At 49.5% G+C, this 12,988-nt stretch carries 15 protein-coding genes and 3 pseudogenes; 13 read left to right on the top strand and 5 right to left on the bottom strand.

Annotation, left to right across the window (positions count from 1 at the left end; all coding sequences use genetic code 11):
- The first annotated feature begins 22 nt into the window (after positions 1-22).
- From WC5_RS03745 to WC5_RS25930, 7 genes and pseudogenes are all read left to right on the top strand, one after another.
- A complete protein-coding gene (locus WC5_RS03745) occupies positions 23-622 on the top strand; it encodes an Ail/Lom family outer membrane beta-barrel protein (RefSeq protein ID WP_016231748.1) in 600 nt (199 codons plus the stop codon).
- Between the two features lie 64 nt (positions 623-686).
- Positions 687-1,053: pseudogene (locus WC5_RS26215) on the top strand (prophage tail fiber N-terminal domain-containing protein); the annotation flags it as partial.
- 716 nt (positions 1,054-1,769) lie between these two features.
- Complete coding sequence (locus WC5_RS26210; protein WP_414030345.1) at positions 1,770-3,041, top strand: phage head spike fiber domain-containing protein; 1,272 nt, start codon at positions 1,770-1,772, stop codon at positions 3,039-3,041.
- Positions 3,041-3,322 carry a hypothetical protein gene (locus WC5_RS03755; protein ID WP_016231746.1) on the top strand — a complete coding sequence of 94 codons (282 nt, stop codon included), beginning with the start codon at positions 3,041-3,043 and terminating at the stop codon, positions 3,320-3,322. Before WC5_RS26210 ends, WC5_RS03755 begins: the two co-directional genes overlap by 1 nt.
- Before the next feature lie 9 nt (positions 3,323-3,331).
- A complete protein-coding gene (locus tag WC5_RS03760) occupies positions 3,332-4,372 on the top strand; it encodes a tail fiber domain-containing protein (protein ID WP_000235968.1) in 1,041 nt (346 codons plus the stop codon).
- A 42-nt stretch (positions 4,373-4,414) separates the two neighbouring features.
- A complete protein-coding gene (locus WC5_RS03765) occupies positions 4,415-4,702 on the top strand; it encodes a hypothetical protein (protein WP_016231745.1) in 288 nt (95 codons plus the stop codon).
- Between the two features lie 40 nt (positions 4,703-4,742).
- Positions 4,743-4,823 (top strand): annotated as a pseudogene (locus WC5_RS25930) (capsid protein); the annotation flags it as partial.
- Here WC5_RS25930 and WC5_RS03770 read toward each other — a convergent pair.
- The 3 genes and pseudogenes from WC5_RS03770 to WC5_RS03775 all read right to left on the bottom strand — a co-directional run bounded on the left by WC5_RS03770 (position 4,820) and on the right by WC5_RS03775 (position 5,989).
- Entirely contained in the window at positions 4,820-5,068 is a 249-nt protein-coding gene (locus WC5_RS03770) for a DinI-like family protein (protein ID WP_001217539.1), read from the bottom strand. The pseudogene WC5_RS25930 and the gene WC5_RS03770 overlap by 4 nt on opposite strands.
- A gap of 262 nt (positions 5,069-5,330) precedes the next feature.
- Positions 5,331-5,426, bottom strand: a pseudogene (locus WC5_RS25925) (DUF72 domain-containing protein); the annotation flags it as partial.
- On the bottom strand, positions 5,423-5,989 hold the full coding sequence (locus WC5_RS03775; protein ID WP_000891640.1) for a hydrolase: 567 nt from the start codon (positions 5,987-5,989) through the stop codon (positions 5,423-5,425). The gene WC5_RS03775 and the pseudogene WC5_RS25925, both read right to left, overlap by 4 nt.
- A 310-nt stretch (positions 5,990-6,299) precedes the next feature.
- Here WC5_RS03775 and aspS point away from each other — a divergent pair, with 310 nt between their 5' ends.
- Genes aspS through ruvC form a run of 4 tightly spaced genes read left to right on the top strand, consistent with a single transcriptional unit; the run spans position 6,300 to position 9,842 of the window.
- Positions 6,300-8,072 (top strand): aspartate--tRNA ligase, encoded by a 1,773-nt coding sequence (aspS, locus tag WC5_RS03780; protein WP_001258669.1) that lies wholly within the window; start codon positions 6,300-6,302, stop codon positions 8,070-8,072.
- A complete protein-coding gene (nudB, locus tag WC5_RS03785) occupies positions 8,065-8,517 on the top strand; it encodes a dihydroneopterin triphosphate diphosphatase (RefSeq protein ID WP_077629253.1) in 453 nt (150 codons plus the stop codon). Before aspS ends, nudB begins: the two co-directional genes overlap by 8 nt.
- 28 nt (positions 8,518-8,545) lie before the next feature.
- Complete coding sequence (locus WC5_RS03790) at positions 8,546-9,286, top strand: YebC/PmpR family DNA-binding transcriptional regulator (protein ID WP_000907234.1); 741 nt, start codon at positions 8,546-8,548, stop codon at positions 9,284-9,286.
- 34 nt (positions 9,287-9,320) lie between these two features.
- Entirely contained in the window at positions 9,321-9,842 is a 522-nt protein-coding gene (ruvC, locus tag WC5_RS03795; protein ID WP_010350951.1) for a crossover junction endodeoxyribonuclease RuvC, read from the top strand.
- Position 9,843: 1 nt separating this feature from the next.
- Here the strand turns inward: ruvC and WC5_RS03800 are convergent, their stop codons facing one another.
- Positions 9,844-10,446 carry a YebB family permuted papain-like enzyme gene (locus tag WC5_RS03800; protein ID WP_000701079.1) on the bottom strand — a complete coding sequence of 201 codons (603 nt, stop codon included), beginning with the start codon at positions 10,444-10,446 and terminating at the stop codon, positions 9,844-9,846.
- Positions 10,447-10,720: 274 nt separating this feature from the next.
- Between WC5_RS03800 and ruvA the strand changes: the two genes are divergently transcribed.
- Both ruvA and ruvB read left to right on the top strand, forming a co-directional pair.
- A complete protein-coding gene (ruvA, locus tag WC5_RS03805; protein WP_000580341.1) occupies positions 10,721-11,332 on the top strand; it encodes a Holliday junction branch migration protein RuvA in 612 nt (203 codons plus the stop codon).
- An 8-nt stretch (positions 11,333-11,340) separates the two neighbouring features.
- Positions 11,341-12,351: a Holliday junction branch migration DNA helicase RuvB gene (gene ruvB / locus WC5_RS03810; RefSeq protein WP_000568526.1), complete on the top strand. Its 1,011-nt coding sequence runs from the start codon at positions 11,341-11,343 to the stop codon at positions 12,349-12,351.
- An 87-nt stretch (positions 12,352-12,438) separates the two neighbouring features.
- Here the strand turns inward: ruvB and dsbB are convergent, their stop codons facing one another.
- Entirely contained in the window at positions 12,439-12,969 is a 531-nt protein-coding gene (dsbB, locus tag WC5_RS03815) for a disulfide bond formation protein DsbB (RefSeq protein ID WP_000943445.1), read from the bottom strand.
- Positions 12,970-12,988: the final 19 nt, after the last annotated feature.

The following is a 12,988-nucleotide window of genomic DNA, read 5'->3' as shown; positions in this document are numbered from 1 at the left end:
TGCAGAAAAGCGAGAGGTAATTATGCGTAAATTATGTGCTGTTATTCTGTCCGCAGTAGTCTGGCTGGTTGCCGCTGGTACGCCAGCGAGCGCAGCAGAGCATCAGTCCACACTAAGCGCCGGGTATCTTCAGGCCCATACTGATATGCCAGGCAGTGATGACCTGAAGGGCATTAACGTGAAATACCGTTATGAATTTACGGACACGCTGGGGCTGGTGACGTCATTCAGTTATGCCAATGCCAAAGATGAGCAAAAAACGCATTACAGCGATACCCGCTGGCATGAAGATTCAGTGCGTAACCGCTGGTTCAGCATGATGGCGGGGCCATCTGTACGCGTGAATGAATGGTTCAGTGCTTATGCGATGGCAGGTGTGGCTTACAGCCGTGTTTCGACTTTTTCCGGTGATTATCTCCGCGTAACTGACAGCAAGGGGAAAACGAACGATGTGCTGACCGGAAGTGATGATGATCGCCACAGCAACACGTCTCTGGCGTGGGGAGCTGGCGTGCAGTTTAACCCGACCGAATCCGTGGCCATTGATATTGCTTATGAAGGCTCCGGCAGTGGTGACTGGCGCACTGACGGTTTCATCGTGGGTGTCGGTTATAAATTCTGATTAGCCAGGTAACACAGTGTTATGACAGCCCGCCGGTTCAGGCGGGCTTTTTTGTGGAGTGGATATGGCAGCAGTAAAAATCTCAGGTGTGCTGAAAGATGGTGCGGGAAAACCAATACAGAACTGCACTATTCAACTGAAGGCAAAGCGTAACAGCACCACGGTACTGGTGAACACGGTGGCTTCTGAAAATCCGGATGAAGCCGGACGTTACAGCATGGATGTTGAGTATGGCCAGTACAGCGTCACCCTGCTGGTTGAAGGTTTTCCGCCTTCACATGCCGGGACCATTACCGTCTATGAAGGTTCCAGACCAGGTACGCTGAATGATTTTCTCGGTGCCATGACGGAAGATGATGTCATGCCGGAGGCATTGCGCCGTTTTGAGGCAATGGTGGAAGAAGCGGCACGCAACGCCGAAGCCGCCTCTCAGAGCGCAGCGGCGGCAAAGAAATCCGAAACTGCAGCGGCATCATCGAAGAACGCGGCGAAAACCTCAGAAACGAATGCAGCTAACAGCGCACAGGCGGCAGCGACCTCGCAGACTGCATCGGCAAACTCCGCGACAGCAGCCAAAAAATCAGAAACCAACGCGAAAAACAGCGAGACAGCCGCAAAGACGAGCGAAACCAACGCAAAGTCCAGCCAGACGGCAGCGAAGACCAGCGAAACGAATGCCAAAGCCAGTGAAACTGCGGCAAAAAACAGCCAGGTTGCAGCAGCTGAAAGCGAGAGTGCCGCTGCCGGTTCTGCGACTTCAGCTGCTGGATCAGCAACTGCTGCGGCTAACAGCCAGAAAGCAGCGAAGACGAGTGAAACGAATGCCAAAGCCAGCGAAACTGCGGCGAAAAACAGTCAGGATGCAGCGGCCCAAAGCGAGAGTGCCGCAGCTGGTTCTGCAAGTGCGGCGGATGCTTCTGCCACTGCATCAGCCAACAGCCAAAAAGCAGCAAAAACCAGTGAAACCAACGCAAAGGTGAGCGAAACAGCGGCTGCGAACTCAGCGAAAGCATCGGCAGCAAGCCAGACGGCAGCTAAAGCAAGTGAAGATGCAGCCAGAGAGTATGCAAGCCAGGCAGCAGAGCCGTATAAATATGTCTTACAACCGCTGCCTGATGTGTGGATACCGTTTAACGATTCACTGGATATGATTACGGGCTTTTCGCCATCATATAAAAAGATTGTTATTGGTGATGATGAAATAACAATGCCTGGCGACAAGATTGTTAAGTTTAAGCGGGCATCTGAAGCGACATATATTGATAAATCCGGGGGGCTTTGTATTGCGTCTGTAGATGAACCCAGATTTGAAAAAATGGGGTTGTTAATAGAGGGGCAGAGAACAAACACACTTTATTATAGTAATACACCATCCTTATGGAATTATCTGAAATCTGCATTATCGGTGACTAGTGAAACTGACGAGTATGGGTTTACATATGGAACATTCACGGTTACGGGAACTCCGTTGGATGGCCGGGCGACATTAATTACGAGTGGTTATCCCCGTGTAATCAGTGTTGATGCAAATGAATCAGTTACACTTTCGTGCCGTGTTAAAGGGACTGATATATTAATCAGACCTCGCGTAGCTTATGTGAACGATGACGGAACAAGCAACACACTGGTTGCTGAGTCATATATAGATTGCGGCACCGGAGAAATATTAAAAATTCCGAATGGTGAGGATGCTGTCAATCATGTCATATACAGAGAAGCTAACGGATGGTTACGCATCGAATTTACATATAAATCACCAGAACCGAAAAGTATTCACGCTCGTTTTGAGATAGCTGCGGACGGGCGTTCCATACAGGCCGGAGACCAGATAATGATGACCACCCCTCAGTTTGAAAAGGGAACTCATGCGTCATCATTTATCATTACGTCGGGAACTGGTGCAACAAGAGCCAGTGATATGGTTACTGTCCCTGTAAAATTAAACTGGTCAACTCCTGCAATAAGTTGTCTTGTTGAAGTAAATACACTATGGGAACCTGGCTTTATGCCTAATATTACTGGTGGAGCAAGGATTCTGGATATAACAACAACGGGAGATTCCACAGATATAATAAATCAAAGTTATATGTACCTTGGTTTTGCTACTCGTGGTAATAAAGCGATAATCACAAACGGCGACTCAAATGCCATTAAAGAGTATAATAGTACTCTTGCAAGAACTAAGCGCCATAATATCGTTGGTTTTTTATTTTCGGAAGACAGAAGGTTGCAAGTTGTTGTCAATGGTGTTTTCGGGGCATTGACAACTTCAGCATATCAAAATCAGAAGTACACTGGTGGATTCATCACTATCGGTGGAAAGGCGTCCAGTGGCAGCCGCCATCTGTTCGGGCACGTCCGAAATTTGCGTATCTGGCACAGGGAATTAACAGCAGCGCAGCAGGGAGAAAAAATATAATGCGAGACTTAACCCTCAAATTTGCCGACAGAGCCGACTTTTCGGCCTTTATGGAGAGCACTGGCTATTATGATGACGAGTCGATGCAGAACAATGTTCTCATTGATGTGATAGGTAACGTGTACAAAGAAACCGGAGAACTTACCGAAGATGGCGAGCCGGTATGTGTTAAGGAAGACGGATATTTTGTAAACGTACGCATCATTAATGATACGCAAATATCGTCATTATTCGATGAATACGTGGTTGCTGTTGAGCATCAACTTCGTGGCTGGATGTGAGGAAGAAAAATGGCTACATCGACAGTAATTCCTGATGACATCAAAACGCTAAAATCCGACGTTAGCAAATTAAAAAACGATCAAGGAAGCTACGCAACAAAATTATATGTAGACAGCAAAGATGAAATCGTTGGTGACTGGTCTGCTTCATGGTATCAGCAGGTATTGCCAACTAGCGGAGCTATATTTGGGAGAAAACTCCGCTCAACTCACAGGACGGCAGGTGTTGAGGATGCGTATTGCGAACTATACCTCAAAAAATGGATAGACAGTCCAGGTAACGCAATGGCGCGCCTTAACCTGAACGATAACGGTGAAAATATTTGCTGGGATTTTACCAACCTTTACGGCGGAACAATGATCTTCCCTGGAACTTCAGGCTATCTGAAAATGGGGAACTGTCTCATGTCGTATGGTGTGCGGGGAAGTAACGCGCTTATTAAGTTTGATAATACAGACACATTACAGATCAAATATGCCAATCATGGGTCAACCATGACATTAAACACGCAAGGTACGGCGTATTCTGGTGTGTCGACGTTATTATGGGGAAATTCCAGTCGTCCAGTTGTTTATGAAATTAGGGATGATGGCGGGCTTTTTTTGTTTTATGCACAAAGGAACCCAGATAAAACCTATCAGCTTGAGATAAACGGGCCATGCAAGGCTACATCATTCGACCAGGTGTCGGACAGAGATCTTAAAGAAAACATTCAGGTTATTGATAATGCCACTGAGCGCATCAGATTAATGAATGGGTATACTTACCGTCTCAAGTCTAATGGTATGCCTTATGCTGGCGTTATTGCGCAAGAGGCACTTAATGCAATCCCTGAATCAGTTGGTAGCACAATAAAGTACAAGAGCGGGGACAATGGGTCTGATGGAGAAGAGGGAGAAAGATACTATACCGTCGATTACTCAGGCGTAACGGGTTTGCTTGTTCAGGTAGCCAGAGAGTCAGACGACAGGATAACAGCACTGGAAGAAGAAAACGCAGAATTAAGACAAAGATTATCTGCAATTGAGGCGGCGCTTGCGTCTAAATAATATCAAGGGGCAGAGCGCCCCGTTTTATTGGGTAGGATGAAAATGGATATAACACCTTTCCTTCATGCGCTTTGTGCTGTGGCTGCGCAGCTACTGATTGGTCTTTTTACCGGGAACTGGGTTTACGGGGCGATAGCCGGTTGTACGTTCTTCATTGCGCGTGAACACACCCAGGCAGAATATCGCTGGATTGAAATGTTCGGGCATGGCAAGCGAATGAATATGCCGTGGTGGGGCGGTTTTGATCCGCGCGCGTGGGATGTGGCAAGCCTGATGGATTTTGCTGTGCCGGTGGTGCCGTGTCTGCTGATCTGGATGTTGATCCGTTAAATATAAAAAGTAAAAAGCCGCAGTAACTTGTCATGATAGGATACTGCGGCTGGCTGGTTAACTTTCGATAGTGCGAGTATTGAATGATTTCCAGCCGTTACTGATTTTACGTGCTAATTAGTGAACAAACCACTCGTCAGCAGACTCCCAGGTATCTTTCAGAGTTTCCTGAACAAAAGTTTTAGCTGAATCTTTATCGGCGGTGCGCGTAACAGAAAGGCCATCGTTGCTGGTGGCTTTTACGATCACCTCTACATCGTCATAACGTTTACTGATGCGTCGGGTTAATTCTTCCTTTAACGCATCCACAGCACCGTTTGGCATTTTAGTCATTTTTTCTTTGGCTATGCAGATCTCAATACGCATAAAAGTCCCTCTATACTGTGTTTGTATACAGTGTTATTTTTAACTGTATGGATGAACAGTGTCAAGAGTGAGGGAAAGTGATTTTTTGGGGCATGCATGGGGCAAAAATATTTGTTGTGGGGCATTTTGGGGCATGATTGGGACACTTTGTTACATATGAACTTTGCCGATTTTCATATGACATGGCAATCCAACGCTTTGATTACTCTAAAGAAAACACATGCTCTTGGGCGTTCTTTAGTGATTTTTAAAAATCCCGTATCACGCAGTTAAAATGGCGGGCGTACTCTTCCAGGCTGGAGATCCCCAACCGCACCCATTTGGGATGCGACCATTGCGGCAGACCGATGTAAATCATAATGCGTTGAGGATCTCTTCCACGCGACGCACGCGGGCAATGCGCGGGTAGATATGGTTGATGCTGTTATTGTGCTGTTCGGTGCTGGCTGCACTGCAGGCGTCTTCGGCTATCACCAGATTAAAGCCGAGTTCCCAGGCATTGCGGGCGGTTGATTCGACGCCAATATTGGTTGAGATCCCACATAAGACGATGGTGTCAATGCCACGACGGCGTAATTGTAACTCCAGATCCGTACCGTAAAACGCACCCCATTGACGCTTGATGATTTCGATATCGCTGTCGGTTGCACCTAACGCCGCAGGATGTTGCCACCAGTTTTCCGGCAACGTTCTGGCAGGTGAGGGTGCATCAACTGGCTGTTTTAATGCTTCGGCGTAATCGGCAGACCAGCCGACGCGCACCAGAAACACAGGCTGTCCGTTAGCTCGAAATTTCGCTGCCAGCTTCCCGGCGCGATTAACGACATCTTCAGCAGTGTGCGGACCACCGGCAAACGGTAAGATGCCTTCTTGTAAATCAATCACCACCAGCGCAGTGGTTTTAGCATTCAGTTCAAGCATGATGACTCCAGATAAAACAAAATCGAGCCTCTCACCTTAATGCGATTAGCCGATGGCAGAACGACAAATTTTGTTAATTTTTATGTGCTCAGGCAACACCTTTATAGCAAACAAGGGTAGAGTCTAATTTCAGGCCTGATATAAAGTGGTAACGAGTCGTTCCAGAGCGGGCCAGACTCTTACGGTGCGGCAGAATTTCCAGTATAATAGCCGCCTTTTTTCATTCAGTTGTGACATACAGCTAACGCTGCGACTTAGGTCACCTGCGCAGCAGGGGACGTCCGCCGGCAGCTAAGTTAAGGGATATCTCATGCGTACAGAATATTGTGGACAGCTCCGTTTGTCCCACGTGGGGCAGCAGGTGACTCTGTGTGGTTGGGTCAACCGTCGTCGTGATCTTGGTAGCCTGATCTTCATCGATATGCGCGACCGCGAAGGTATCGTGCAGGTATTTTTCGATCCGGATCGTGCGGACGCGTTAAAGCTGGCCTCTGAACTGCGTAATGAGTTCTGCATTCAGGTAACGGGCACCGTACGTGCGCGTGACGAAAAAAATATCAATCGCGATATGGCGACCGGCGAAATCGAAGTGCTGGCGTCCTCGCTGACCATCATCAACCGCGCAGACGTTCTGCCGCTGGACTCTAACCACGTCAACACCGAAGAAGCGCGTCTGAAATACCGCTATCTTGATCTGCGTCGCCCGGAAATGGCTCAGCGCCTGAAAACCCGCGCAAAAATCACCAGCCTGGTGCGCCGTTTTATGGATGACCATGGCTTCCTCGACATCGAAACCCCGATGCTGACCAAAGCGACGCCGGAAGGTGCGCGTGACTACCTGGTGCCTTCTCGTGTGCATAAAGGTAAATTCTATGCGCTGCCGCAATCGCCGCAGTTGTTCAAACAGTTGCTGATGATGTCCGGTTTCGACCGTTATTATCAGATTGTAAAATGCTTCCGTGACGAAGACCTGCGTGCTGACCGTCAGCCAGAATTTACCCAGATCGATGTGGAAACCTCTTTCATGACCGCGCCGCAAGTGCGTGAAGTGATGGAAGCCCTGGTGCGTCATCTGTGGCTGGAAGTGAAAGGCGTGGATTTGGGCGATTTCCCGGTAATGACCTTTGCGGAAGCCGAACGCCGTTACGGTTCCGATAAACCGGATCTGCGTAACCCGATGGAACTGACCGACGTTGCAGACCTGCTGAAATCTGTTGAATTTGCGGTATTCGCGGGTCCGGCGAACGATCCGAAAGGCCGCGTCGCTGCTCTGCGTGTTCCGGGCGGTGCATCGCTGACCCGTAAGCAGATCGATGAATACGGTAACTTCGTCAAAATCTACGGCGCGAAAGGTCTGGCTTACATCAAAGTCAACGAACGCGCGAAAGGTCTGGAAGGTATCAACAGCCCGGTAGCGAAGTTCCTCAACGCTGAAATCATCGAAGCCATCCTGGATCGTACTGCCGCGCAAGATGGCGATATGATTTTCTTCGGTGCCGACAACAAGAAAATTGTTGCCGACGCGATGGGCGTACTGCGTCTGAAAGTGGGTAAAGACCTTGGTCTGACTGACGAAAGCAAATGGGCACCGCTGTGGGTTATCGACTTCCCGATGTTTGAAGACGACGGCGAAGGCGGCCTGACCGCGATGCACCATCCGTTCACCGCACCGAAAGACATGACTGCTGCCGAGCTGAAAGCGGCGCCGGAAAATGCGGTGGCGAACGCTTATGATATGGTCATCAATGGTTACGAAGTAGGCGGTGGCTCTGTGCGTATCCATAATGGTGATATGCAGCAGACGGTGTTTGGTATTCTGGGAATCAACGAAGAGGAACAGCGCGAGAAATTCGGCTTCCTGCTCGACGCCCTGAAATACGGTACTCCGCCGCACGCAGGTCTGGCATTTGGCCTTGACCGTCTGACCATGCTGCTGACTGGCACCGACAACATCCGTGACGTTATCGCCTTCCCGAAAACCACGGCGGCAGCGTGTCTGATGACTGAAGCTCCGAGCTTTGCCAACCCGACTGCTCTGGCTGAGCTGAGCATTCAGGTTGTAAAGAAGGCTGAGAATAATTGATATGACTTATAAGCGTCCCGTTTCGATCTTAGTGGTCATCTATGCACAAGATACGAAACGGGTGCTGATGTTGCAGCGGCGTGACGATCCCGATTTCTGGCAGTCGGTAACCGGCAGCGTGGAAGAGGGTGAAACCGCGCCGCAAGCTGCCATGCGCGAAGTAAAGGAAGAGGTCACTATAGATGTTGTCGCTGAACAACTGACCTTAATTGACTGTCAGCGCACGGTAGAGTTTGAAATTTTTTCACATTTACGTCATCGCTATGCGCCGGGCGTGACGCGCAATACAGAATCATGGTTCTGCCTTGCGCTCCCCCACGAACGTCAGATTGTTTTTACTGAACATCTGGCCTACAAGTGGCTTGATGCGCCCGCTGCAGCGGCGCTCACTAAGTCATGGAGCAACCGGCAGGCGATTGAACAGTTTGTAATTAACGCTGCCTGAACAGGCAGGGCTATCTGGAGATATTTTTATGGCAGGTCATAGTAAATGGGCCAACACCAGACATCGTAAAGCTGCGCAGGATGCTAAGCGCGGTAAAATCTTCACTAAAATCATTCGTGAGCTGGTGACCGCAGCTAAACTGGGCGGCGGCGATCCGGATGCTAACCCGCGTCTGCGTGCAGCCATTGATAAAGCACTGTCTAACAACATGACTCGTGACACCCTGAACCGCGCAATTGCACGTGGTGTAGGCGGTGATGATGATGCGAACATGGAAACCATCATCTACGAAGGTTACGGTCCTGGCGGCACTGCAATAATGATTGAATGTCTGTCTGACAACCGTAACCGTACTGTTGCTGAAGTGCGTCACGCATTCAGCAAATGTGGCGGCAACCTTGGTACTGACGGTTCCGTAGCCTATCTTTTCAGCAAAAAAGGTGTGATTTCCTTTGAGAAAGGTGATGAAGACACCATCATGGAAGCGGCGCTGGAAGCAGGTGCAGAAGACGTTGTGACCTATGATGACGGCGCAATCGACGTCTACACTGCGTGGGAAGAGATGGGTAAAGTACGTGATGCTCTGGAAGCGGCTGGTCTGAAAGCAGACAGCGCAGAAGTTTCCATGATCCCGTCAACCAAAGCCGATATGGATGCAGAAACTGCACCGAAACTGATGCGTCTGATCGATATGCTGGAAGACTGTGACGACGTGCAGGAAGTTTACCATAACGGTGAGATCTCTGATGAGGTTGCTGCGACCCTCTGATGAGGCCGGCTAACCAACAAAACGGAGACGCGTGATGTCTATTATTCTCGGTATTGACCCGGGTTCGCGCGTTACCGGCTACGGCGTTATCCGTCAGGTGGGCAGGCAACTGTCCTACCTGGGCAGTGGATGCATACGCACCAAAGTGGATGATTTACCGTCTCGTCTGAAGCTCATCTATGCGGGCGTGACGGAAATCATCACCCAGTTCCAGCCCGATTATTTCGCAATCGAACAAGTCTTTATGGCGAAGAATGCCGACTCTGCCCTGAAACTGGGGCAGGCACGCGGCGTGGCGATTGTGGCAGCGGTTAATCAGGAATTGCCGGTGTTTGAATATGCTGCCCGTCAGGTCAAACAAACGGTGGTAGGTATTGGTAGTGCTGAAAAAAGCCAGGTGCAACATATGGTGCGCACCTTGCTAAAACTACCCGCTAACCCACAGGCGGACGCCGCCGATGCGCTGGCGATTGCCATCACCCACTGCCATGTCAGCCAGAATGCGATGCAGATGAGCGAATCGAGGCTGAACCTGGCTCGCGGGCGACTGCGTTAAGTTATACCGCCTCAGTCAATTCTGGCTGAGGTGTTTCTACTCCCTCTGCATGAATCAACACCAGACCCGGATGATGCCACAAACTCGCTGGCGTGACGGTTTTACGCGCCCACGGAATCGAACCTAAAAACCAGAATTTCCAGAAAGTAAGCTTTGCATTCGGATTGCTGTTTAACAGTTCTCCAAATGTCTCTATTTCACCCACCGGGATACATAGCGCCTCTTTATAAATATCAAAAACGAATTTTGAACAGAACTGGCGGGAAGATTCGTATTTAAAACCGGTATGGTAGAGCTTGCGCAGCCGGGAGGGAACCTGTTCTACCAGCCGTTGTTTTTGCTGTTCTGTTAACCCGATACCTAATCGCTTTACTGCATAGCGTTGGTTAGCAGAGCGTTTAATAAAGCGGGACAGTGTAGTGATGGTGGAGAGGGGAACACGACTTTCTGCGACCAGAAAATCATCGCCGTCATGACCGATAATGATCCCGACGTGATTATTCCAGCAATTTGATGCGGCAGATATTTGACCAAATAAGGCAGCACCTATACATGTAAATACAATATCGCCAATTTCATATTCAGAAGGGTAATTAATTTTCACTTTGTCATTCCATTGAAATAAATATGAATATACGTAATACCATAAAAAATATTTTTTTGCAGGAACGGAAAGGTTTATTTTTTTAGTGGATTTATCCTCTAAATATTTAACATTACAATATTTATTTTAAAGATGACTTAGCGGATCAATTATACTGCGTCATTTTTCAGTTCATGGAGACGCCTCGCAATTTTTCTTCATCCTTCGCTGGATATCTATCCAGCATTTTTTTATCATACAACATTATCTTTGATTCATTACGCAGGAGCGTCATGTGATAGGCAGGCTGAGAGGCATCATTCTGGAAAAACAACCCCCGCTGGTGTTACTTGAAGTGGGCGGCGTAGGCTATGAAGTGCATATGCCGATGACCTGTTTTTATGAACTCCCTGAAGCGGGCCAGGAAGCGATTGTTTTCACTCACTTTGTGGTGCGTGAAGATGCGCAGCTACTGTATGGTTTTAACAATAAACAAGAGCGCACGTTGTTTAAAGAGTTGATCAAAACTAACGGCGTGGGACCGAAACTGGCACTGGCGATCCTCTCGGGTATGTCAGCGCAGCAGTTTGTGAATGCCGTTGAGCGTGAAGAACTGGGTGCACTGGTGAAATTACCTGGCATTGGTAAGAAAACTGCTGAACGCCTGATCGTTGAAATGAAAGATCGCTTTAAAGGTCTGCATGGCGATCTGTTCACACCGGCTGCCGATCTGGTATTGACCTCACCGGCAAGCCCAGCAACCGACGATGCCGAACAGGAAGCTGTTGCTGCGCTGGTGGCGCTGGGCTATAAACCACAAGAAGCCAGCCGCATGGTGAGCAAAATCGCTCGCCCTGATGCCAGCAGTGAAACATTAATCCGCGAAGCCCTGCGCGCCGCGTTATGAGGTAAAGGATGATTGAAGCAGACCGTCTGATTTCTGCCGGTACGACTTTACCGGAAGATGTGGTAGATCGCGCCATTCGCCCCAAATTACTGGAAGAGTATGTTGGTCAGCCGCAGGTTCGTTCACAGATGGAAATTTTCATCAAAGCGGCGAAACTGCGCGGCGATGCCCTTGATCATCTATTGATTTTTGGTCCTCCGGGTCTGGGTAAAACCACACTTGCCAACATCGTCGCTAATGAAATGGGCGTCAATTTACGCACCACCTCTGGCCCGGTGCTGGAAAAGGCGGGCGATCTGGCGGCGATGCTCACCAACCTTGAACCACACGATGTGTTGTTTATTGATGAGATCCACCGCCTTTCGCCTGTGGTGGAAGAAGTGTTGTATCCGGCCATGGAAGATTACCAGTTGGATATTATGATTGGTGAAGGCCCGGCAGCGCGTTCAATTAAAATCGATCTTCCCCCGTTCACCCTTATTGGAGCGACCACGCGTGCTGGCTCGCTGACGTCCCCCCTACGAGATCGTTTCGGTATTGTGCAGCGTCTTGAGTTTTATCAAGTGCCTGATCTGCAATATATCGTCAGTCGTAGCGCACGGTTTATGGGGCTTGAGATGAGTGACGATGGCGCGCTGGAAGTGGCTCGCCGGGCGCGAGGTACGCCACGTATCGCCAACCGCCTGCTGCGTCGTGTGCGAGATTTCGCCGAAGTGAAGCATGATGGCACCATCTCGGCAGATATCGCTGCTCAGGCGCTGGATATGCTGAACGTTGATGCGGAAGGTTTCGATTATATGGACCGCAAGTTATTGCTGGCGGTAATTGATAAATTCTTCGGTGGGCCGGTAGGCCTGGATAACCTGGCAGCGGCCATTGGCGAAGAACGTGAAACCATTGAAGATGTGCTGGAACCTTATTTGATTCAGCAGGGCTTTTTGCAGCGCACGCCGCGCGGGCGTATGGCGACAGTGCGGGCGTGGAACCACTTCGGGATTACGCCGCCAGAAATGCCGTAGGTCGGGCAAGGCGTCCACGCCGTATCCAACATTAAGCTATCGACAAGATGAAGCCAGACAGGCGCTCCCGCAGGAGCGCCGAATTGATTAGCGACCAAACAGGTCACGTTTTTTTGCTTTAAACGGCTGAGAGATCACCACCAGCACTGCGACAATCAGGTAAGCAACAAAAATACCGAGCAGCCACTGCGGCATATCCAGACCTAAAAAATCCCACTGACGCTCAGCGCAATCACCAGAGGCGACAAACACTTGTGGCACCCATTTATCCAGCGGCAGCCAGTCCGGGAATCGGACCATGAAATCACAGGTCATAAACGGTGAAGGATAGAGCTGGAGCATGGTGTGCTCGTAAGTTAATTGCACGCCACGAAAAGCACTATACAGCCAGATGATCATCGCCACATAACGCAGCGGAGTTTTCGGGGCGATAGCGCCAATCAGCGCGGCGCCCAGAATGCCGAATAACGCACAGCGTTCATAAATACAGAGCACGCAAGGTTTAAGTAACATCACATGCTGGAACCACAGCGCCGTCAGTTCCAGTGCCAGAGCGGTAAACGCCATTAACAGCCACGCCCCCCGGCCTTGTGAACATTGGTTCAAAAATCGCAACATAATAATTTCCCTGCAATAT

The sequence above is a fragment of the Escherichia sp. KTE114 genome (genome assembly GCF_000407765.1).
In the GTDB taxonomy this organism is placed as follows: domain Bacteria; phylum Pseudomonadota; class Gammaproteobacteria; order Enterobacterales; family Enterobacteriaceae; genus Escherichia; species Escherichia ruysiae.
Note: the sequence above shows the minus strand (reverse complement) of the source record. Positions and strands in the feature narration are given on the sequence as shown.